Origin of the sequence: Streptomyces sp. NPDC050504, from assembly GCF_044458065.1 — a bacterium.
Classification (GTDB): domain Bacteria; phylum Actinomycetota; class Actinomycetes; order Streptomycetales; family Streptomycetaceae; genus Streptomyces.
Window position 1 is genome coordinate 357,845 of the sequence record NZ_JBITHO010000003.1, and the last position, 21,877, is coordinate 379,721.

The following is a 21,877-nucleotide window of genomic DNA, read 5'->3' on the forward strand; positions in this document are numbered from 1 at the left end:
CCGGCGATCGAATGCCTGCATTCTGCTCCTCCGGTGGAGCGGTAGGGACGGCCGACGTCGGAATCCTGTGTCCGGACCCGGGCCGGAAGCGGCCTGCGTCGTCGCGCCGAAGCTATCAACGCGGGCGCCCCGGAAGGGCCGGGGAAGAACTTGTAGGGGTTTCCCGGGGCACGAACAGGGGTGGGGGCCGGACGGCGGCGCGTACGGAGGGTACGGGCGTGCCGTCCGGCCGCCGTCAGGCGATTTCGGAGGCCAGGGGGAGGTGGTTCAGGCCGAAGTCCATCGTGAGCTGGCGCCGCCCGCGGATGTTCAGCTTCCGGTACACCCGGGTGAGGTGCTGCTCGACGGTGCTCACGGTGATGTACAGCTCGGCCGCGATCTCGCGGTTCGTGGAACCCTGCGCGGCGAGGGCGGCCACCCGTACCTCCGAGTCGCTGAGTTTGGACAGGGGGCTCGACGCGTCGTCGTCCGCCCTGGACTGCTCGTGCGCCTTCAGCCTGCCCGGCCTGATCGCCTCGCACAGGGCGTCCGCCCCGCACTCCTTGGCCAGTTGCCACGCCCGGTCGGTGATCGCGCCCGCCCTGCTGAACTCGCCGAGGGCCCAGTGCGCCCGGCCGAGGTCGGCCAGCGCGCGGGCCAGCTCCAGCCGGTCGCCGGACTTCTCCAGCTCCGCCACCGCCAGGGCCAGGGTCCGGGTCCTGCGGCCCGGCTCGCCGAGCCCCGCGTGCAGCCGCAGCGCGGCGCCCCGCACGCGGGAGCTGCCGATCTCGCCCAACTGGCCCCGCAGCAGCCGCTCGGCGGGCTCCCGCTCGCCGATGCGCAGCCACGCCTCCGCCGCGTCCGTGTTCCAGGGCAGCAGCACGGGCTGGTCGACGCTCCACTGCTTGGCGAGCCGCCCCGCCGTCAGGAACTCGCCGAGCGCAGCGTGCGCCCGGCCCGTCGCCAGGTAGTAATGGCCGCGCGCCCGCAGGTACTTCAGCCCGTAGACGCTGCGGAACACGCTGTCGCGGACCGGGCGGCTGAGCTGCCTGGCCGCCGCGCCGAGGCGCCCCATGGCCGTGTAGGCGAGGACCTGGGTGGCGATCGCCCCCGCGGCGAAGACGCTGCCGATCTCCTCGGCGGCGCCCTCCAGGGAGGCGCCCGCGTACTCCACCGCCTTGGGCAGGTCGCCCTGCCACAGGGCGATCTCGCCCCGGATCATGGTGAGGATGGTCTGCCAGCCCGGTGTCTGCCAGCCTTGCGCCTCGCCGGTCAGCAGCTGCCACCACGCCTCGATCTCGGCAGGCCTGCGGTTGCCCCTGGCCAGCGAGAACAGGGCGGTCACAGCGGGCTCGAACGTGGCTTCGGTGAGGGCCAGGAGCGGTAGGGAACCCTCGGCGACGAGAGCGGCCGGTTCGCCCCGGACCGGGCGCACGGGCGCGAGGCCCGGCAGCGCCACGACGGGCGCGGCGGGGCTGGCGGCGGGCGCGGTGCCGAAGAGCGGGTGGACCTGTGCGGTGGCGGGGTGGAGCGCCGCCGCCTCCGCCGGGGCCTTCGCGGCCGGGGCCGCCGCGCCGGGGACGCCCTCCGGGCCGCCCCCCGCCGTGCTGCCCCCCGCGTCGCCTCCGGTGCTGTCTCCCGCACTGCCTCCGGTGCTGCCCCCCGCGGCGCTGAAACGATTCAGCGTACGTCGTGCCTCCTCCACCCGGCCCAGTGCGAACAGCAGCCGGGCCAGCGGTCCCGAGCAGCACTCGGGAAGCCGCCCGTCGTCCAACAGGACGAGCGGCTCCACGAGATGGGCCTCGACGGCCGAGGGGTCCAGGCGCAGCACGACGGCCGCGAGCCTGAGCCTGAGCTCGGCGCGCTGCGCCGGTGCGGCGCACAGGACGCAGGCCAGTTCCAGGTACTTCACCGCCAACGGCACGTCGCTCGCGAGCACGTGCTCGGCCGCGCCGCGCAGGACGTCGACGACCCACGGGTCGGACGCGGCCGAAGGGCCCGCGGCCAGCAGGTGTTCGGCGACGTCCAGGGGCCTGCCGCCGGTCCGGTGCAGATGTTCGGCCGCGCACAGGTGCAGGGCGGCGCGGGCCTGCGGAGCCATCTCGTCGAGCAGCGCCGTGCGCACCAGCGGGTGGCGCAGCGCGCAGCCGTCGAGCAGCCCGGTCGCGGTCAGCGTCTGGATGCCCCGGGTCACCGTGCCGCGGCTGACGTCCAGCATCAGGCTCAGCAGTTCGGGCGAGGCCGCGCGGCCGAGCACCGCGAGCGCCCTCACCAGGTCTTCGGCGATCCGGTCCGAGCGCTTCAGGATGCCGCGCACCGCCGCGCTGAAGGCCGCGCCGGTCTGGGGCTCGGCCGGTGAGGGGGAGCGCTGCTGGGCGGTGGCGGTGTGGTGGTCCTCCAGCAGCGCGGCGAGGAGCAGCGGGTTGCCGCCGCTGACGGCGTGCCAGGCCATCGCGCGGTGGCAAGCCGACTCCTCCCCGGATTCCCCGAACGCCTCGCCGAGCACGTCGGCGACGTCGTGCGGGCGCAGCGGCGGCAGGAAGATCCGCAGCAGGTTCGGGTGCTGGAGTACGAGGGTGCGCAGTGCCGGGTCACCGTGCCATTCCTGGACGGCCTCGGTCAGGACGAGCAGCAGCGGACGGGCGTGCGCCGACCGTACGGCGGTCAGCAGACGGCGCAGCTCGGGCGCGGGAACGTGCTGGACGTCGTCGACCAGGACCACCACGGGCACGTGTGCCGCGACGCCGTGAAGTGCCTGGTCGAGCAGCTTGTGCGGGGCCGCGGGAGCCTCGTGGTCCCCGGGCCTTCCGGAGCCGCGGAGAACCGTGGCCCCGCGTTTTTCCAGATGCTGCGAGAATTCATTGAGAATTGTGGTTTTGCCTAATCCGGCGAGCCCTTGGATGAGTACGACGCCCGCATTGCGCGAAAGGCAGCGCGAGAATTCATCCGCAAGCTTGGTGAGTTGTTCACCTCTGCCGGTCAGCATGCTGAAACGCTCCGCATCCTTAGTCAGGTTGCCGACGGCCGATTCCCCGGGGCTGACGGCAGTTGGGGGGGATGGTACCCGAGTGGTGCGTCGGGCGATCAACCTCAATCCAGTGCGATTGTTTGTCAGTTTTCTGCGGTGCTTTCCCCCTTGATCGGGGCGGGGAACGCTGCTAGTCGGCCAAGGCGGGCCGGGGGTGCCGGCCGGTCGGCGGACGGGGCTCCGGCGCGCGGGGGCCGGGGCCGACGGGGTCGGGGGCGTGGGGACGGCTGGTGATCGACGGGCTGGTCGGCGGCGGGAGCGGGGGCGGCCGCCGCGCTAAAGCATGGGGTGGCGAGATGGCGCTCGTGAAAGCATCAGGTAACGGGATGGCGTCCGAATTTTCTTCCCGTATACGAACGGTGTGCATGGACGACCCTGGTCGGTATCCGGCCAACGAGCAAGATAGGGGTGTCAGCGCGGGAAATAGGGGTATGCGCGGCCGCCGCCCCCAAGGTAATCCACTGATGTGACCCTTTTTCAGCCACTTGCGCAGGAGTACCGCCGGGCCCGCACCGTACGGTGTGCCGTCCGATGAACCATGGTCAACTCCTGGGGATAAGCGACCTGCACATCGCTTATCCCGAAAATCGGGCGATTGTCGAAGAGCTGCGTCCGGAATCCGATCGGGACTGGCTGCTGGTGGCCGGTGACGTGGGCGAGCTCTTCGCCGACGTCGAATGGGCCCTGGGCGTCCTGCGGTCGCGGTTCGCCAAGGTGATCTGGGCGCCGGGCAACCACGAGCTGTGGACCGTACGGGAGGACCCGGTCCAGGAGCGCGGCGAGCAGCGCTACCGGAAGCTCGTCGACCTGTGCCGCGGCCTGGACGTCCTCACGCCCGAGGACCCCTACGCGGTCTGGGAGGGACCGGAGGGCCCGGTCACGGTCGCCCCGCTGTTCGTGCTGTACGACTACTCCTTCCGCACGCCCACCGCGGCGACCAAGGAGCAGTCCCTGGCCCAGGCGGAGGAGGCCGGGATCGTCTGCACCGACGAGTTCTTCCTGCACCCGGACCCGTACCCGAGCAGGGAGGCGTGGTGCCGGGCCAGGATCGAGGAGTCCGAGCGCCTCCTCGCGGCCCGCGACCCCGACCTCCCCACGGTGCTGGTGAACCACTACCCGCTGGTCCGCAAGCCCACCGAGGTCCTGACGCACCAGGAGTTCGCCCAGTGGTGCGGCACCGAGCGGACGGCGGACTGGCACCTGCGCCACCGGGCCGCAGCCGTGGTGTACGGGCACCTCCACATCCCCCGTACGACCTGGTACGACGGCGTGCGGTTCGAGGAGGTCTCGGTGGGCTACCCGCGCGAGTGGAAGCGCCCGGGGCACCCGCGCACGGTCCCCCGCCGTATCCTTCCGGCGCCGGTGACGGCGGGGGTGGCGACATGACGGGTGGCGGCATGACGGGCGACATGACGGGCGACGGCCTGACGGGCGACATGACGGGCGACGGCCTGACCGGTGGCGGTACGGTCGACGGGGGCGCGGCCCGCGGCCGTACGGGCGGCGAGGGCCCGCAGGCCGCCGCTTCCCCGCTGATCCGGGCGATCCTGCCGCCCTCCGTGACCTGCGCCGAGGCCACCGCGGACGTCGTGGACGTCGTGCTGCCCGCCGAGGAACAGGCCCTGGTCGCCCGCTCGGTCGACAGCCGCCGCGCGGAGTTCACCACCGGGCGCACGTGCGCCCGCAGGGCACTGGCCGACCTCGGCGTGACGGCGGGGCCGATCCTGTCCGACGCGCGCGGCGCCCCCCAGTGGCCGAACGGCACGATCGGCAGCATCACGCACTGCGACGGCTACCGCGCCGCCGTGGCCGCCCGCACCGCCGACGTCGTGACCCTGGGCATCGACGCGGAGGCCAACCAGCCGCTGCCCGAAGGGATCCTCGAAGCCGTCGCCCTCCCCGCGGAGCGGGAGTGGGTGCGCGCGCTGCTGCGCGCCAGGCCCGAAGTCCACTGGGACCGGCTGCTGTTCAGCATGAAGGAGACCGTGTACAAGGCGTGGTACCCGCTCGCCCGGTGCATGCTCGACTTCGACGAGGCCCACCTCGCCGTCGACCCGGACCAACACACCTTCACCGCCCGGCTGTTGCGTCCTGGCCCGGAGGTCTCTGGCCGCCCGGTCACCGGCTTCTCGGGGCGGTGGACGGCGACCGAAGCCCTGGTGCTGTCCGCCATCGCCGTCCCGAACGACTCCCGTTGGTCCCGAACGGCTCCCGTTAGTTAGGGGAAGCGCGGCGGCGGAGTAGGGGTTCTTCACCCCTCCCGCCGCCCCCTACGGTGGCCGCCGACGAGCCCCGCCCGACAGGCCACCGCCCGGCGGAGGCTCGGCCGCCCCAACTGTTCGGCGATCTGCCGCAGCACGCACCCGACTTCGAGGTGATTTGACGTGGAATCCATCGTGAGCGCCGTTGTGTCAGGCGAAGCCACCAGGGAGGACTTCGCCGCCCTGCCCATCCCCGAGTCCTACCGGGCCGTCACGGTCCACAAGCAGGACGTGAACATGTTCGACGGCATGGCGGGCCGGGACAAGGACCCGCGCAAGTCCCTGCACGTCAGACAGGTGCCCGTGCCCGAACTCGGGCCGGGCGAGGCGCTGGTGGCCGTCATGGCCAGCTCGGTGAACTACAACACGGTGTGGAGCTCGATCTTCGAACCGCTGCCGACCTTCGGCTTCCTGGAGCGGTACGGCAGGCGCGACGAGCTGGCCCGCCGCCACGACCTGCCGTACCACGTCATCGGCTCCGACCTGGCGGGCGTCGTCCTGCGCACCGGCCCAGGCGTCAACGCCTGGCAGCCGGGCGACGAGGTCGTCGCGCACTGCCTGAGCGTCGAACTGGAGTCGTCCGAGGGCCACAACGACACGATGCTCGATCCCGAGCAGCGCATCTGGGGCTTCGAGACCAACTTCGGCGGCCTCGCCGAGATCGCCCTGGTCAAGTCCAACCAGCTGATGCCCAAGCCGCGGCACCTGAGCTGGGAGGAGGCCGCGGCCCCCGGCCTGGTGAACTCCACCGCGTACCGCCAGCTGGTCTCGCGCAACGGCGCGGGCCTGAAGCAGGGCGACAACGTGCTGATCTGGGGCGCGAGCGGCGGACTCGGCTCGTACGCGACCCAGCTCGCGCTCGCCGGCGGCGCCACCCCCATCTGCGTCGTCTCCAGCGGGCAGAAGGCGGACGTCTGCCGTGCGATGGGCGCGGAGGCGGTCATCGACCGCAGCGCCGAGGGCTACCGGTTCTGGAAGGACGAGCGGACCCAGGACCCGAAGGAGTGGAAGCGCTTCGGCACGCGCATCCGCGAACTCACCGGCGGCGAGGACGTCGACATCGTCTTCGAGCACCCGGGCCGCGAGACCTTCGGCGCGAGCGTCTACGTCACGCGCAAGGGCGGCACGATCGTCACCTGCGCCTCCACGTCGGGCTTCCGGCACGAGTACGACAACCGCTACCTGTGGATGTCCCTGAAGCGGATCATCGGCTCCCACTTCGCCAACTACCGCGAGTCCTGGGAGGCCAACCGGCTCGTGGCCAAGGGCAGGATCCACCCGACGCTCTCCAAGGTGTACGCGCTGGACGAGACCGGACAGGCGGCGTACGACGTCCACCGCAACCTGCACCAGGGCAAGGTCGGCGTGCTCTGCCTGGCCCCGGAGGAGGGCCTGGGCGTGCGCGACGAGGAGATGCGCGCCCGGCACGTCGACGCGATCAACCGCTTCCGCCCGGCACCGGCACCGGCCCAGGCCCCGGAGCCCACCGCCTGACGCGACGGCGCCCCGCCCGCGCCGTCACGGGGACGGCGCGGACGGGGCGCACGATGCCGGGCCGGTCAGTACCGGGCCGGTCGGTACCGGGCAGGCCGACGCAGGTCAGCGCAGGTCAGGGCAGGCCGACGCAGGTCAGCGCCGGTTCTCGTCTCCGGCCTCCGACTCGGCCTGCGCCTGCTTCGCCTGGACCTCGGGGTCCAGGACCGCACGGCCGGTGCCGTCCACCGAGGTGAGCGGGGCGCGGTCGGCGACCTCGGTGGCGGCCGGGGGCTCCACCAGCCAGTCCGGGTTGGCCTGCCTGTCCCACCACTTCCACGCCGCGAAGGCGCCGCCCGCCAGGAGTCCGGCGAACGCGAGGCCCTTGACGACCCGGCCCCTCCTGGCGCGCCGCTCGTGCCTGCGCACGAGCCTGCTCACCTCCTTGGCCGTGACCTGGCCGCGCAGTGCGGCGAGGGCGGCGGTGGAGCGGGCCGCGGCCTCCTCGGCCACCGGCTGGGCGGCCGCGACCGCGTTCTCCACGCGCGGCGCCGCGTACTGGGCCGCGCGCTGCGCCGCGGCCCTCGTGCGGTGCGCCGCGAGGTGCGCGGCCGCGTCGACCTTCGGCGGGACGTGGCCGCGCGCCCGGTCGACGTGGGGGGCGAGGCGGGCGTCGTAGTGGACGCGGGCCTGGTGGGCGGCGCCGGAGACCTTGGGGGCGAGCCGTACGCGGGCCTCGTGCGCGTAGTGCGCCGCCTGGTCCTTGGCGGTGCCTGCGTAGGGAGCCACCACTTCCGCGGCGTGCAGCACGCTCTCCTTCGCCGAGTCGGTGGCGGCGCGCACGCTGTCGATGCGGGTCACAGGATCCTCCTCCTTGGTGGCGGGGTCTTGATGCGGCGGGGTCTTGATGTCGCCTATCCACCCATTGGGAAATCATGCCTGGCAGTGGCTTCGGCGGCATGCGGTGCGGGCATCCGGGTCATGAGGGCGCGTGCGGTGCGGCGGCCCGACGGCGGTGCGGGATCCGGGCACCCGTACGGGGGTCAGGTGGACGACACTGCCACGGTTCCGGACGGAGCGCGCCGGTTCGGCGGGGAATCGGCCGCTTTTCTCCCCGTGGGCCGGGCGCGTGCGAGGATCGGCAGAGCAAGTCCAGGCATACGGAAGGCAGAACGTGGCCGAGGAGCTTTACGCCATCCTGAAGACCAGCAGCGGCGACATCGCGGTGCGGTTGCTGCCGGACCACGCTCCGCAGACGGTCAGGAACTTCGTCGAGCTCGCCCGCGGGGAGCGGGAGTGGACCCACCCGGCGACCGGCAGGAAGTCCACCGACCCGCTGTACGACGGCACGGTCTTCCACCGCGTGATCGGCGACTTCATGATCCAGGGCGGCGATCCCCTGGGGAACGGCACGGGCGACCCCGGGTACGAGTTCGGCGACGAGGTCCACCCCGAGCTGGCCTTCACCCGCCCGTACCTGATGGCCATGGCCAACGCGGGCCCCGGCACCAACGGCTCGCAGTTCTTCGTCACCGTCTCCCCCACCACCTGGCTCAACGGCAAGCACACGATCTTCGGCGAGGTCGCGGACGGGGCCAGCAGGAAGGTCGTGGACGCCATCGCGGCCAGCGAGACCAACCCGCGCACCAAGCGCCCGGTCAGGGACGTCGTGCTGGAATCGGTCGTGATCGAGAACCGCGAGGTCTGACCGCCCGGTGCCCCGGAAGGGCGCCCGGGTCCCGGGGGACCGGCGCGGGGAACGAAACGCCCTGCCCGTCCGTAGTGGATAGGGCCACAGGACCAGCAGTGGTCAGGGCCACAGGATCAGCGGACGAGAAGGACCGAGGGGACCGAGTACCGATGGAGCAGCCGCCAGGCAACCCGGACCACCAGGCCGTACCGGCGAACCGGACACCGGCCTGCTACCGCCACCCGGACCGCGAGACGCACATCAGCTGCACCCGCTGCGAGCGGCCCATCTGCCCCGAGTGCATGGTGAACGCCTCCGTCGGCTTCCAGTGCCCGGACTGCGTGCGCGAGGGCTCGGGCACCGGCCACGCGCCGGGCGCCAACCGGCCCCGTACGGTCGCGGGCGGCACCGTCGCGGCCGACCAGCGGCTGATCACCAAGATCCTGCTGGGCATCAACGTCGCCGTCTTCCTGGCGGTCTTCGTGCAGTCCAGGCAGGACAGCTCGCAGCTGCTCACCGACCTGGCGCTGCTCGGGGCCTGGCCCCCGGAGCCGTTCCAGCCCGTCGAGGGCGTCGCGGCGGGCGACTGGTACCGGCTGATGACCTCGGTCTTCCTGCACGAGGAGATCTGGCACATCGCCTTCAACATGCTCGGCCTGTGGTGGCTGGGCGGACCGCTGGAGGCGGCCCTGGGCCGTGCCCGCTACCTGGTGCTCTACCTGGTCTCCGGGTTCGCGGGCAGTGCGCTGGCCTACCTCCTCGCGAACCCCAGCGGGTTCACGCTGGGCGCGTCCGGGGCGATCTTCGGACTGTTCGGCGCCACGGCCGTGCTGATGCGGCGCATGAACTACGACATGCGGCCCGTCATCGCGCTGCTGGTGATCAACCTGATCTTCACCTTCGGCGCGAGCGGCATCTCCTGGCAGGCGCACATCGGCGGCCTGGTCGCGGGCGTCGTGGTCGGCGCGGGCATGGTGTACGCGCCGCGCGAGCACCGTGCGCTGGTGCAGTACGGGACGGGGGCGCTGGTCGTCGTCGTGGGCGTCGTGCTCGTCCTGTTGAGGACCGCCGCGCTCACCTGAGGACACCTGAGGACAGTGGATCCCCACAGCCCGGATGACCGGGTGTGACCGCTCTGTGGGAGATCTTGCCCAGAGTTGTCCACAGCGTGTGCCGGATCTTGTGCACCCTGTGGGGAACAACAGTGCCCCCCGCCTCTGACCTGGGGTTTTCCGGTCAGGCGGGGGGCGCTGTCGTATGCTTTGCGGGGTATCAAGACGTCACACCGGCGTCAACATCCGGGAGGTTATCCACAGATCTTCTGACCTTTTCCCCAGTGTGGACAACGCTGTGGATAACTCAGGGTAGAGCTTGCTGCTCCGGCGCTACTTCCACTGCGTGGAGACGCCGAAGCCGGCGGCGATGAAGCCGAAGCCGACCACGATGTTCCAGTTGCCGATGCTGTCCACGGGCAGATCGCCCTCGGTCACGTAGAACACGACGATCCAGGCGAGACCGATCAGGAACAGGGCGAGCATCACGGGTGCCACCCAGCTGCGATTGGTCAGCTTGATCGTGGTCGCCTGCTTCGTTGCGGGCGCCGTGAAATCGGCCTTCTTGCGGATCCGTGACTTCGGCACGAGGGACTCTCCTGTCGATGCGCTGCGTGACCGCGCAGGGAACTGTGGCGTGCGCCGTGGCGGTGAGGTGGGGGAATGTTGCCTCCCCCAGGCGTCCGTTAGCGTAGTGCTTCCGCGGCGCCTAAGGAGATAAGGGTACGTTGAGCAATTCTGCCGACTCCCCCGCAGGGCGGACGCGCCGACCCGACTGGCGGCCCGTCCGGCTCCTCACGGCCGGCGTCTTCGCGCTCGCCGGGCTCATCTTCGTCACCAGTTTCAACACGGCCAAGGGCACCAACATCCGCACGGACGCCTCGCTGCTCAAGCTCTCCGACCTCATCGCGGAGCGCAGCGAGAGCAACAAGGCCCTCGACAAGTCCACGTCGGCCGTGCGCCGCGAGGTCGACGCCCTCGCCCGCCGCGACGACGGCTCCACCAAGGCCGAGGACGAGCGGCTCGCCGGGCTCGAACGCGCGGCGGGCACCCAGAAGGTCAGCGGCGCGGCCGTCTCCGTCACCCTCAACGACGCCCCGCCCGACGCGCGGGCCGCGCCCGGCTACCCGGATCCGCAGGCCAACGACCTGGTCATCCACCAGCAGGACCTCCAGGCCGTGGTGAACGCGCTCTGGCAGGGCGGCGCCAAGGGCATCCGCGTCATGGACCAGCGGCTGATCTCCACCAGCGCGGTCCGCTGCGTGGGCAACACGCTGATCCTCCAGGGCCGCGTCTACTCCCCGCCGTACAAGGTGACCGCCGTCGGCGATCCGGGGGACCTCAAGAAGGCCCTCGGCGACTCGCCCGCGATCAAGAACTACCAGCTGTACGTGAAGGCGTACGGACTCGGCTGGAAAGTCGACGAGGACGAAGCGGTGACTCTGCCGGGCTACTCGGGCACAGTGGATCTCCACTACGCGAAGCCCGTGGAGTAGGCGGAGCGGCTCGGCAGGGCGGGGGGCGGCATGTCGGTCCGTACGGTCGTCAGGGTCTTCAGCGAGCTGTGCCTCACCGTCGGCACCGTGATCGTGCTGTTCGTGGTGTACGTGCTGTTCTGGACGGGCGTACGGGCCGACAGCGCGACGGCCGGGCAGCTCGACCGGCTCAGGGAGCAGTGGGCGAAGAGCGCGCCCGCGTCGAAGGCCCCCGATCCGAAGGCCCCTGATTCGAAGACCCCCGCGACCCCCGCGCCGGAAGAACCGGCGCCCGCCTACCGCGAGGGCGAGCCCTTCGCCGTCATGTACGTCCCGCGCTTCGGCGAGGACTGGGACTGGCCCGTCCTGGAGGGCACCGCGACCGGGACGCTCAAGAAGGGGCTCGGCCACTACCGGGCGACCGCCCGGCTCGGCGAGCACGGCAACTTCTCGGTGGCCGGGCACCGGCGCACCTACGGCGACCCGTTCAAGGACTTCCCGAAGCTGCGCCCCGGCGACCCGGTGTACGTGCGGGACGGGACGACCTGGTTCACCTACCGCATCGTCAACCGGCCCCACCGGACGGTGCCGAGCGACATCGGGGTCGTCGACCCCGTGCCGCGCGGGTCGGGCTTCGACGGGCCGGGCCGCTATCTGACGCTGACCACCTGCGACCCGGAGTGGGGCAGCAGCCACCGGCTGATCGCCTGGGCGCACCTGGACGGGGAGAAGCCGGTGGCCGAGGGGGAGCCGACCGGGTTGCGCCGCTGACCGAGACGGTTTTCCACAGCCGCCCCACGCTTGCGCACCCGCCCCTTACCCTGGGTGCGTACCGAACGGAAAGGGACAGCATGTACGGCTGGATCTGGCGGCATCTGCCGGGGAACGCGCTGGTGCGGGCGTTGATCTCGCTCGTGCTGTTCCTCGCCGTCGTCTATGTGCTGTTTCAGTATGTCTTCCCCTGGGCGGAGCCGCTGCTTCCGTTCAACGATGTGACGGTGGACGGTCAATGAGCGCTCGGATTCTCGTCGTCGACAACTACGACAGCTTCGTCTTCAACCTCGTCCAGTACCTCTACCAGCTCGGTGCCGAGTGCGAGGTCCTGCGCAACGACGAGGTCGAGCTCGCGCACGCGCAGGACGGCTTCGACGGGGTGCTGCTGTCGCCCGGACCCGGGACGCCCGAGCAGGCCGGCGTCTGCGTCGACATGGTGCGGCACTGCGCGAAGACCGGCGTGCCCGTCTTCGGCGTCTGCCTGGGCATGCAGTCGATGCAGGTGGCGTACGGCGGTGTGGTCGGCCGCGCCCCCGAGCTGCTGCACGGCAAGACCTCGCCCGTGACCCACGAGGGCGTCGGGGTCTTCGCGGGCCTGCCCTCGCCGTTCACGGCCACGCGCTACCACTCGCTGGCCGCCGAGCCCGACACGATCCCGGACGAGCTGGAGGTCACGGCGCGCACCGAGGACGGCATCGTGATGGGCCTGCGCCACCGCGACCTGCCGGTCGAGGGCGTGCAGTTCCACCCGGAGTCGGTGCTCACCGAGCACGGCCACCGGATGCTCGCCAACTGGCTGGAGCAGTGCGGGGACCACGGAGCCGTCGCCCGGTCGGCCGGGCTCGCGCCCGTGGTGGGCAAGGCGACCGCGTGACCGCACCCCGCCCCGAGCCCGAGGGGCCCCAGGGCCCCTCGTTCGAGGCGGGGGCGGAGGCGGGGCGGCCCGCGGACCCGCTCGGCGACCCGCTGCCTGGGCAGCACCCGTCGCCGTGGTTCAGGGCGGGACCGGTGCGGCAGGAGCCAGCGCCGGAAGAGGACGAGTGGTACGACCCCGAGGGCTACCGGCGCGACTGGTACGGGGAGCGCCAGGAGCAGGCCCCCGCGCCCCGGCAGGCCCCGGCGCCCCAGTCGGCCCCCGCGCCCCCGATGGCCCCGGCGGCCCCGCAGGGCCCCGCGCCCGTGCTCGACGACGCGACCATCGGGCTGCGCACCGCCGACGTCCGGCGAATAGCCGCGCGGGGGCCCTCAACGGAGACGGTGGCGAGCGCCGCCCCCGACACCGGCCCCGGACCCGGCCCCGGATCCGGCGGCGGCCCCGACGGCGCCGCGCCCCGCCGCCCCACCCGCGCCGAGCTGCGCCGCGCCGCCCGCGCCCGCAAGGACGGCCCCGCCGTCGTCGCCAGCCGCGCGCTGGGCGAGGTGTTCATCACGCTCGGCGTCCTGATGCTGCTCTTCGTCGCGTACCAGCTCTGGTGGACGAACGTCAGGGCCGGTCAGATGGCGGGCAAGGAGAAGGACCGGATCGAGCAGCGCTGGTCCAAGGGCGAGCGCGCCCCCGGCACCTTCGAACCGGGCCAGGGCTTCGCCATCATGCACATCCCCGAGCTCGACGTGGTCGTCCCGGTCGCCGAGGGCATCAGCAAGACGAAGGTGCTGGACCGGGGCATGGTCGGGCACTACGCGCAGGGGAAGCTGAAGACCGCGATGCCCGGCGACAAGCAGGGCAACTTCGCGGTGGCCGGCCACCGCAACACCCACGGCGAGCCCTTCAGGTACGTCAACCGGCTCAAGCCGGGCGACAAGATCGTCGTCGAGACGCAGGACGCCTACTACACGTACGCCATGGCGAGCATCCTGCCCCAGACGTCGCCGTCGAACGTCGCCGTCATCGATCCGGTGCCGCGCGGATCCGGGTTCGAAAAGCCCGGCAGGTACATCACCCTGACGACCTGTACCCCTGAATTCACGAGTACCTATCGAATGATCGTGTGGGGCAAGATGGTCGAGGAACGGCCTCGGAGCAAGGGCAAGCCCGACGCGCTCCTCTGAACACCATCACGACAGGGACGATGCGGTGGCAGCGACGACCGAGCACGACGAGCGGAGCGAGGCCGACGCCCCGCCGCCCGCCCCCCGACGGCGCCAGCACCCCCTCGCGACGGCGGTCAGCGTCTTCGGCGAGCTGCTGATCACGGCGGGCGTGGTCCTCGGCCTCTTCGTCGCGTACTCCCTGTGGTGGACGAACGTCCTCGCCGACCGCGAGGCGGACAAGCAGGGCGACAAGGTCCGCGAGGGGTGGGAGGCGAGCGGCCCCGGCGCGCTCGAACTGGGCGACGCCATCGGCTTCCTGCACGTGCCCGCCATGAAGAACGGCGAGGTGCTGGTCAAGAAGGGCACCGGGAGCAAGGCCCTCAACAACGGCATCGCCGGGTACTACACCGAGCCGATCAAGTCCGCGCTCCCCTGGGACAAGCAGGGCAACTTCACGCTGGCCGCGCACCGCGACGGGCACGGCGCGAAGTTCCACAACATCGACAAGCTGAGGAACGGCGACCCGATCGTCTTCGAGACGAAGGACTTCTGGTACGTCTACAAGGTCTACGACAAGCTCCCCGAGACCTCGAAGTACAACGTGGACGTCCTCCAGCCGGTCCCCAAGGAGTCGGGGCGGACCAAGCCGGGCCGCTACATCACGCTGACCACGTGCACGCCCGTCTACACCTCCAAGTACCGCTACATCGTCTGGGGCGAGCTGGTGCGCACGGAGAAGGTCGACAAGGACCGCACGAAGCCCGTGGAGCTGGGCTAGCCGCCGTACCGCCCGCGCACCGCCCGGTAACCGCACGGGAAGAGCCCCGGAGCCCTGTGAAGGGGCTCCGGGGCTCTTCCCGTGCGCGCTGGGCCCGTAGGGGCCCCAGGGGGCCTTCACGGCCCTCGACCGAAGGACCTCGAAGGAACTCAGAGGACCTCAGCGGACCTCAGTCGAAGAAGCCGCCGCCCCCGCCGTCCTGGCCGCGGCTGTCGTCGCCGCCCTGGCCGCCGTTGTCGCCCCCGCCGATCTTGAAGGTGGTCAGCGTGATCTGCTGGTCCAGGGCCGCCTGGGTGCCCGCCTGCGGGTTGGAGAAGACCACCCGGGCGTCGTCGTCCCCCGGCATGCCGGGCGCGACCTGCACGTTGGTGAAGCCCTGCTCCTGGAGGATGCGCCTGGCGTCCTTCAGGGACTGGTTCCGCACGTCGGGGACGGCCTTCTGCTCCGGCTGCGCGGGCCCCTTGGAGACTTCGAGGGTCACCGTGGAGTTCTTGTCCGCCTTCTGGTTCTGCCCCGGGTTCTGCCGGACGACCTCGCCCGCGGGCTTCTCGGAATCGACGTCGACCCGGTTGACCGTGAAGCCCACGTTCTCCAGCTGCGCCTTGGCCTGGTCGTACTGCTTGCCGACGACGTCCGCGACGTTCTGCTGGCCCTTCTTGGCGATCTTGAGGGTGATCGTGGCGCCCTTCTCGGCCTCGCTGCCGCCCTCCGGGTCCTGCGAGACGACGGTGCCGGGCTCCTGGTCGGAGGACTCGACGGACTCCGTCCGCACCTTGAACTCCTCGTCCTCAAGGAGCTTCTTGGCGTTGTCCTCGGACTTCTCGGTGACGTCCGGAACCTTGATCTTGGGCGCCCCGGCGGAGACGACGACGGTGATCGTGTCGTCCTTGGCCATCTCGGTGCCGCTGGCGGGCGTCTGGCTGCAGATCTTGGTCGCGGGCTGGTCCTCGCAGGGCTCGGTCTTGCCCTTCTGGATCTTCACCCCGGCCATCTCGGCGCGTTTCTGCGCGTCCTCGAAGGACGCGCCGACCAGCTGCGGGGCCTTGACCTTGCCGTCGTCGGGGCCACCGCCGCCGCCGAAGACCACCTTGCCGATCAGGATCGCCCCGACCAGCACCAGCACGCCCGCGACGACCAGCAGGATCGTCGAGGCGTTGGACTTCTTCTGGCGGCGCCTGTCGGGCCGCTCGTCGTAGCCGTAGCCGCCGTCGTCCGGGCCGACCGGCGGCAGCATCGAGGTCTGGCCCGCCGGGTCGGCCTGGCGCAGCGCCGTGGTCGGCTGCTCGTCGGGGTAGCCGCCGGCGCCGTAGCCGACGGCGCCGAGCGCGGCGGTGGCGGCGACCGGCTGCCCCTCCAGGCACGCCTCGATGTCGGCCCGCATCTCGTCGGCCGACTGGTAGCGGTAGTCCGGGTCCTTGACCAGGGCCTTCAGCACGATCGCGTCCATCTCGGGCGTGATCTCGGGGTCGAAGTTCGACGGCGGCTGGGGCTCTTCCCGTACGTGCTGGTACGCGACGGCGACCGGCGAGTCGCCGAGGAAGGGGGGCCGGACGGTCAGCAGCTCGTAGAGCAGGCAGCCCGTCGAGTACAGGTCGGACCGCGCGTCGACCTGCTCGCCCTTGGCCTGCTCGGGCGAGAGGTACTGGGCGGTGCCGATGACGGCCGAGGTCTGCGTCATCGTCATGCCCGCATCACCCATGGCGCGCGCGATGCCGAAGTCCATGACCTTGACCTGGCCGGTGCGCGTCAGCATGACGTTGGCCGGCTTGATGTCGCGGTGGACGATGCCCGCGCGGTGCGAGTACTCCAGCGCCTGGAGGATGCCGACGGTCATCTCCAGGGTGCGCTCGGGCAGCAGCTTGCGGCCCGAGTGCAGCAGTTCCCTGAGGGTGGAGCCGTCGACGTACTCCATGACGATGTACGGGATCGAGACCCCGTCCACGTAGTCCTCGCCGGTGTCGTAGACGGCGACGATCGCGGGGTGGTTGAGCGAGGCGGCCGACTGGGCCTCCCGGCGGAACCGGGCCTGGAAGGACGGGTCACGGGCGAGGTCCGCCCGCAGCGTCTTCACGGCGACGGTGCGGCCGAGCCGGGTGTCGTGGGCGAGGTAGACCTCGGCCATGCCACCACGGCCGAGCACCGAGCCCAGCTCGTACCGGCCGCCGAGGCGACGCGGCTCTTCCATAGCTAATCCAGCCCTCTCCGTCTGTCACGACCGCACCTCATGTGTGGTCCGGCGGTGTGCTGTTCGCGCATACGGTACCGGGCCCGGGAAGCCGATCAGTCCGAGACCACCCTTACTTCTTGCTGTCCAGGACCGCCTCCATCACGTCCTTGGCGATGGGCGCGGCGAGCCGGCCGCCCGCGATGTCGTCGCGCGTCGTGTCGGAACCCTCGATGACCACGGCGACCGCGACGGGCGAACCCTTGTCGGTCTTCGCGTACGAGATGAACCAGGCGTACGGGTTCTCGCTGTTGTTCACGCCGTGCTGGGCGGTGCCGGTCTTGCCGCCGACCGTCACGCCGTCCCGGTCGATCTGCGCCCTCTTGCCGGTGCCGTCCTCGACGACGGCCTCCATCATTTCCTGGAGCTTCTGCGCGTTGTCCCCGGAGACCGCCTCGCCGAACTCCTCCGGCTTGTGGTTGGAGATCACGTCGAGGTTGGGCGCGGTGCGCTTCTCGACCATGTACGGCTTCATCAGCTTGCCGTCGTTGGCGATCGCCGCGGCGACCATGGCCATCTGGAGCGGGGTGGTGCGGTTGGAGGCCTGACCGATGCCCCCCATCGCGTTCTGCGGCCTGTCGGCCTCGGGGTACACGCTGGCGTCGGCGCGGACGGGGGTGAAGTGCTCCTTGTTGAAGCCGAACCGATCCGCCTGCTTGATCATCTTCTCGTTGCCGAGGTCGTCGCTGATCTTGCCGAACACGGTGTTGCAGGAGACCTGGAGCGCCAGCTTCAGCGAGGCGTCCTTGCAGGGGATGTCGCCCTCGTTGTTGAGGTCCTTGGTCGACAGCGGCAGCCGCCAGGGCAGCGGCGAATCGGTCTTCTCGTTGATGTCCTTGTAGAGGCCGTCCTCCAGCGCGGCGGCGGCCGTGACGACCTTGAAGGTCGAGCCGGGCGGGTACGTCTCGCGCAGCGCCCGGTTCAGCATCGGCTTGTTCTTGTCGTTCAGCAGGACCTGGCGGTTCTTCTCGTCGGTCTTGGAGTTGCCCGCGAAGACCGAGGGGTCGTACGAGGGGGTGCTCGCCAGGGCCAGGATCGCGCCGGTCTTCGGGTCGAGGGCGACGACCGCGCCGCGCTTCTTGCCGAGCCCGTCGAAGGCCTTCTGCTGGGCCTTGGCGTTCAGCGTGAGGACGACGTTGCCGCCCTTCTTCTCCTCGCCCGTGAACATCGCCATGGTGCGGTCGAAGAACAGCTGGTCGCTGTTGCCGGTGAGGATGCCGTCCTCGATGTTCTCGATCTGCGAGCTGTCGAACGCCTGCGAGGAGTAGCCGGTGACCGGCGCCCACATGGGGCCGTTCTTCCAGACGCGCTTGTACTTGAAGTCGCTGCCCGAGGTCTCGACCGAACCGGTGATCGCCTTGTTGTCGACGATGATGTCGCCGCGCTTGTGGGCGTACCGCTCGATCTGGACGCGGCGGTTCTCCTTGCGGGAGTTCAGCTCGTCCGCGCGCACGTACTGGAGGTAGTTGGTGCGGACGAGCAGCGCGAGCATGAGCAGCCCGCAGAAGATGGCGATCCGGCGCAGCGGCTTGTTCACGGTCGGACCACCTGGGTCATCTCGGCGTCGGGGGAAGGGGCGGGCGCGGGCGCGGGCCTTCTCGCGGTGTCGCTGATGCGGATCAGGATGCCGATCAGCGCCCAGTTGGCGATCACGGACGAACCGCCCTGCGCGATGAACGGCATGGTCATGCCGGTCAGCGGGATGAGGCCCATGACGCCGCCGGCGACGACGAACACCTGGATGGCGAAGGCGCCGGACAGGCCGATCGCCAGCAGCTTGCCGAACGGGTCGCGGGCGGCGAGCGCGGTGCGCACGCCCCGCTCCACGATCAGCGCGTAGAGCAGCAGCATCGCCATCATCCCGGCGAGGCCGAGCTCCTCGCCGACCGTGGCGAGGATGAAGTCGGAGTTGGCGGCGAAGCCGATCAGGTCGGAGTGGCCCTGGCCGAGGCCGGTGCCGAGGGTGCCGCCCGAGCCGAACGCCATCAGGGACTTGGCGACCTGCTCGCTGGCCGCGATCTTGCCGTAGCCGGCGAACGGGTCGAGCCAGGCGTCGACGCGCTGCTGGACGTGCGGCTCGAAGGTGGCGACGCCGATCGCGCCCGCCGCGGACATCAGGAGGCCGAAGACGATCCAGCTGGTGCGCTCGGTCGCGACGTACAGCATCACGACGAACATGCCGAAGAACAGCAGCGAGGTGCCGAGGTCGGTCTCGAAGACCAGGATGAGGATCGACATCGCCCAGACGACGAGGATCGGGCCCAGGTCGCGGCCGCGCGGCAGGTACAGGCCCATGAAGCGGCGGCTGGCCAGCGCGAGCGCGTCGCGCTTGACCATCAGGTAGCCGGAGAAGAAGACCGCGATGACGATCTTCGCGAACTCACCGGGCTGGATGGTGCCGACGCCGGGGATCTTGATCCAGATCTTGGCGCCGTTGACGGCGGGGAAGAACATCGGCAGGACCAGCAGGAACAGCGCCACCACCATGGAGATGTAGGTGTAGCGCTGGAGGATGCGGTGGTCCTTGAGCAGGATCAGCGTGCCGACGAAGAGCGCGACGCCCACCGCCGAGAACATCAGCTGCTTGGAGGCCGCGGGCGCGAACGTCTTCAGCGCCTGGAACTTCTCCGACTGGTCGAGCCGCCAGATCAGCGCCAGGCCGATGCCGTTGAGGAGCGTGGCCAGCGGCAGCAGCAGCGGGTCGGCGTACTTGGCGAACTTGCGCACCACGAGGTGGCTCACGCCCGCGAGCATCGCGAGGCCCAGTCCGTAGCCGAGCATGCCCGCGGGCAGTTCGCCGTTGAGGGCGAGGCCCACATTGGCGTACGCGAAGACCGCGATGGCCACCGCGAACACGAGCAGCATCAGCTCGGTGTTGCGTCGGCTCGGCGCGTCGATCGCGCCGATCGTGGTCGTGTTGGTGACAACGCTCATGGTGCTGGAGGCCCCCTACGGCTGCTTGCTGCCCACCGCACCGCCGGCCATCTGCTGTTCCGCGTCGTCGGCGGAGGTGGTGGAGCTCGGTGTGGGCGTCGGGTTCTTGGACGTGCCGGGGGCGGGAGTGCCGCCGGAGCCGCCCGCTTCGCCCTCTCCGGTCTTCGGGGTCTTGGCGTTCTTGTCGGCCGCCTCGCGCTGCTTGTTCTGCTTGCAGTCGGCGGCGAGCAGCTCGATCTTCTGCTGGGCCTTCTTCAGGCTGCCCTCGTGGATGGTGCCGCGGACTTCGCCCGCCTGGAGGTCCGAGAGGCACGTGAGTTCGATCTCGGGGTGGTCCTGCTCGACCTCGGAGAGCGAGAACCACGCCAGGTCCTGGTCGAGGCCGCGGTACAGCGCCACGTGCTCGCCCTTGGCGCCGATGTAGTACTGGGTCTGCGTCCAGCGGTAGCCGCCGTACAGACCGCCGCCCACGACCGCGAGGGCGAGCACGGTCCACAGCGATCTCCTGAGCCACTTGCGGCCCCCGCCGGGCTTCACGAAGTCGTCGTCGGCGTACGCGCCGTAGGAGCCGTCGGGCGCCCCGCCGCCGTACCCGGCGTCGTCACCGCTGCCGGGAGGGCCGAACGAACCGCCCGCCGACGGGCCCTGCGGCGGCACGGGGCGGCCGAGGCCCGCCGCGCGTCCCGCCGGGGTCTGCATGGCGCCGCCGTCGTTCAGCTGGATCTGGTTCTCGGCGACCGCGCCGACGACGACCGGGGTGTCGGTCAGCTGACCGGCCAGGGTGTCGTTGGAGTCGGTGTCGAGGACGTCCGCGACGATGCAGGTGATGTTGTCGGGGCCGCCGCCGCGCAGCGCGAGCTGGATCAGGTCCTGGATGGTCTCCTGCGGGCCCTGGTAGCTGGCGAGCGTCTCCTCCATCGTCTGGTGGGAGACGACGCCGGACAGGCCGTCGGAGCAGATGAGGTAGCGGTCGCCCGCGCGGACCTCGCGGATCGACAGGTCGGGCTCCACGTGGTCGCCGCTGCCGAGCGCGCGCATCAGCAGCGAGCGCTGCGGGTGCGTGGTGGCCTCTTCCTCGGTGATGCGGCCCTCGTCGACGAGCCGCTGCACCCAGGTGTGGTCCTGGGTGATCTGGGTGAGGACGCCGTCGCGCAGCAGGTAGGCGCGGGAGTCGCCGACGTGGACGAGGCCGAGGCGCTGACCGGTCCAGAGCAGGGCGGTGAGCGTGGTGCCCATGCCCTCCAGCTGGGGGTCCTCCTCGACCATCATGCGGAGCTGGTCGTTGGCGCGCTGGACGGCCGTACCGAGCGAGGTGAGGATGTCCGAGCCGGGGATGTCGTCGTCGAGCGTGACGAGGGTGGAGATCACCTCGGAGCTCGCGACCTCGCCCGCGGCCTGGCCGCCCATGCCGTCGGCGATGGCGAGGAGGCGTGGCCCGGCGTAGCCGGAGTCCTCGTTGCCCTCCCGGATCATGCCCTTGTGCGAACCGGCGGCGAAGCGCAGCGAAAGACTCATGCGCACCTCACCCGCCGCGCCCGGGTACAACCGGTCTTGAGCCACACTGCCCACCCTCCGGTCGGGAGTCCGCCGCGGCCCGCTTCGAAGGCCGCCGCGGCTCGCTCGCTCCGCTCGCGCGCTGTCATTGTCCTACTACTTCCGCAGCTCGATGACGGTCTTGCCGATGCGGATCGGCGCGCCCAGCGGGATCGGCTGAGGAGAAGTGAGCCGGGTCCGGTCGAGGTACGTGCCGTTGGTGGATCCGAGGTCCTCGACGATCCACTGGCCGTCGCGGTCCGGGTAGATCCTGGCATGCCTGCTGGACGCGTAGTCGTCGTCCAGCACGATCGTGGAGTCGTGTGCCCGGCCGAGCGTGATGGTCTGCCCCTGGAGCGCGACCGTGGTGCCCGTGAGGGTGCCCTCGGAGACCACCAGCTTGGTGGGGGCGCCCCGGCGCTGGCGGCCCGACGGCTGCTGGCGCTGCGGCGGTGGGGCCGCGGCGGGCTGGCGGCCCGTCGGCTGGCGCGCGTCGGGAGCGTTGCGGCGTGAGCCGCGCTGCGTGACGCGCGTACCGAACAGGTCGCTGCGGATGACCTGGACGGCCACGATGACGAACAGCCACAGAACAGCCAGGAAACCCAGCCTCATGACCGTCAGGGTCAGCTCTGACATTGCCCCCGC

Annotated in this window: 19 protein-coding genes; 11 read left to right on the plus strand and 8 right to left on the minus strand. The window is 71.0% G+C overall.

The window, feature by feature from the left end:
• Positions 1–235 precede the first annotated feature (235 nt).
• Positions 236–2,965 carry a LuxR C-terminal-related transcriptional regulator gene (locus ACIBNE_RS12760; RefSeq protein WP_399271537.1) on the minus strand — a complete coding sequence of 910 codons (2,730 nt, stop codon included), beginning with the start codon at positions 2,963–2,965 and terminating at the stop codon, positions 236–238.
• 573 nt (positions 2,966–3,538) lie between these two features.
• On the opposite strand from ACIBNE_RS12760, the gene ACIBNE_RS12765 reads away from it, so the two are divergent.
• From ACIBNE_RS12765 to ccrA, 3 genes are all read left to right on the plus strand, one after another.
• On the plus strand, positions 3,539–4,393 hold the full coding sequence (locus ACIBNE_RS12765) for a metallophosphoesterase family protein (RefSeq protein WP_399271538.1): 855 nt from the start codon (positions 3,539–3,541) through the stop codon (positions 4,391–4,393).
• Positions 4,390–5,229: a 4'-phosphopantetheinyl transferase gene (locus ACIBNE_RS12770; protein ID WP_399271539.1), complete on the plus strand. Its 840-nt coding sequence runs from the start codon at positions 4,390–4,392 to the stop codon at positions 5,227–5,229. Before ACIBNE_RS12765 ends, ACIBNE_RS12770 begins: the two co-directional genes overlap by 4 nt.
• A 171-nt stretch (positions 5,230–5,400) precedes the next feature.
• The gene (gene ccrA, locus ACIBNE_RS12775; protein WP_399271665.1) at positions 5,401–6,762 is read left to right on the plus strand and encodes a crotonyl-CoA carboxylase/reductase; all 1,362 of its coding nucleotides are present in this window, start codon (positions 5,401–5,403) and stop codon (positions 6,760–6,762) included.
• 135 nt (positions 6,763–6,897) lie between these two features.
• On the opposite strand, the gene ACIBNE_RS12780 is transcribed toward ccrA, so the two are convergent.
• On the minus strand, positions 6,898–7,602 hold the full coding sequence (locus ACIBNE_RS12780; RefSeq protein ID WP_399271540.1) for a DUF5324 family protein: 705 nt from the start codon (positions 7,600–7,602) through the stop codon (positions 6,898–6,900).
• Between the two features lie 313 nt (positions 7,603–7,915).
• On the opposite strand from ACIBNE_RS12780, the gene ACIBNE_RS12785 reads away from it, so the two are divergent.
• Together ACIBNE_RS12785 and ACIBNE_RS12790 are read left to right on the plus strand one after the other, a co-directional pair.
• On the plus strand, positions 7,916–8,449 hold the full coding sequence (locus tag ACIBNE_RS12785; protein ID WP_399271541.1) for a peptidylprolyl isomerase: 534 nt from the start codon (positions 7,916–7,918) through the stop codon (positions 8,447–8,449).
• A gap of 152 nt (positions 8,450–8,601) precedes the next feature.
• Complete coding sequence (locus ACIBNE_RS12790; RefSeq protein ID WP_399271542.1) at positions 8,602–9,513, plus strand: rhomboid family intramembrane serine protease; 912 nt, start codon at positions 8,602–8,604, stop codon at positions 9,511–9,513.
• Positions 9,514–9,816: 303 nt separating this feature from the next.
• On the opposite strand, the gene crgA is transcribed toward ACIBNE_RS12790, so the two are convergent.
• On the minus strand, positions 9,817–10,071 hold the full coding sequence (crgA, locus tag ACIBNE_RS12795; RefSeq protein ID WP_399271543.1) for a cell division protein CrgA: 255 nt from the start codon (positions 10,069–10,071) through the stop codon (positions 9,817–9,819).
• 140 nt (positions 10,072–10,211) lie between these two features.
• On the opposite strand from crgA, the gene ACIBNE_RS12800 reads away from it, so the two are divergent.
• From ACIBNE_RS12800 to ACIBNE_RS12825, 6 genes are all read left to right on the plus strand, one after another.
• Positions 10,212–10,979: a DUF881 domain-containing protein gene (locus tag ACIBNE_RS12800; RefSeq protein ID WP_399271544.1), complete on the plus strand. Its 768-nt coding sequence runs from the start codon at positions 10,212–10,214 to the stop codon at positions 10,977–10,979.
• A 30-nt stretch (positions 10,980–11,009) separates the two neighbouring features.
• Positions 11,010–11,729, plus strand: coding sequence for a class E sortase (locus tag ACIBNE_RS12805; protein ID WP_399271545.1), 720 nt, complete (start codon positions 11,010–11,012; stop codon positions 11,727–11,729).
• An 80-nt stretch (positions 11,730–11,809) separates the two neighbouring features.
• Complete coding sequence (locus ACIBNE_RS12810) at positions 11,810–11,971, plus strand: hypothetical protein (protein ID WP_399271546.1); 162 nt, start codon at positions 11,810–11,812, stop codon at positions 11,969–11,971.
• Positions 11,968–12,606 (plus strand): aminodeoxychorismate/anthranilate synthase component II, encoded by a 639-nt coding sequence (locus ACIBNE_RS12815; protein WP_399271547.1) that lies wholly within the window; start codon positions 11,968–11,970, stop codon positions 12,604–12,606. Before ACIBNE_RS12810 ends, ACIBNE_RS12815 begins: the two co-directional genes overlap by 4 nt.
• Positions 12,603–13,781 (plus strand): class E sortase, encoded by a 1,179-nt coding sequence (locus tag ACIBNE_RS12820; RefSeq protein ID WP_399271548.1) that lies wholly within the window; start codon positions 12,603–12,605, stop codon positions 13,779–13,781. Before ACIBNE_RS12815 ends, ACIBNE_RS12820 begins: the two co-directional genes overlap by 4 nt.
• Positions 13,782–13,806: 25 nt before the next feature.
• A complete protein-coding gene (locus ACIBNE_RS12825; RefSeq protein ID WP_399271549.1) occupies positions 13,807–14,541 on the plus strand; it encodes a class E sortase in 735 nt (244 codons plus the stop codon).
• A 169-nt stretch (positions 14,542–14,710) separates the two neighbouring features.
• Here the strand turns inward: ACIBNE_RS12825 and pknB are convergent, their stop codons facing one another.
• From pknB to ACIBNE_RS12850, 5 genes are all read right to left on the minus strand, one after another.
• Entirely contained in the window at positions 14,711–16,726 is a 2,016-nt protein-coding gene (gene pknB / locus ACIBNE_RS12830; RefSeq protein WP_399271550.1) for a Stk1 family PASTA domain-containing Ser/Thr kinase, read from the minus strand.
• Positions 16,727–16,838: 112 nt separating this feature from the next.
• Complete coding sequence (locus ACIBNE_RS12835) at positions 16,839–18,302, minus strand: peptidoglycan D,D-transpeptidase FtsI family protein (protein ID WP_399271551.1); 1,464 nt, start codon at positions 18,300–18,302, stop codon at positions 16,839–16,841.
• A complete protein-coding gene (locus tag ACIBNE_RS12840) occupies positions 18,299–19,699 on the minus strand; it encodes an FtsW/RodA/SpoVE family cell cycle protein (protein WP_399271552.1) in 1,401 nt (466 codons plus the stop codon). The genes ACIBNE_RS12835 and ACIBNE_RS12840 overlap by 4 nt, the downstream gene beginning before the upstream one ends.
• A gap of 15 nt (positions 19,700–19,714) precedes the next feature.
• A complete protein-coding gene (locus ACIBNE_RS12845) occupies positions 19,715–21,214 on the minus strand; it encodes a PP2C family protein-serine/threonine phosphatase (protein WP_399271553.1) in 1,500 nt (499 codons plus the stop codon).
• A gap of 135 nt (positions 21,215–21,349) precedes the next feature.
• Positions 21,350–21,868, minus strand: a complete 519-nt coding sequence (locus tag ACIBNE_RS12850; RefSeq protein ID WP_399271554.1) for an FHA domain-containing protein — start codon at positions 21,866–21,868, stop codon at positions 21,350–21,352.
• Between the last annotated feature and the right edge of the window lie 9 nt (positions 21,869–21,877).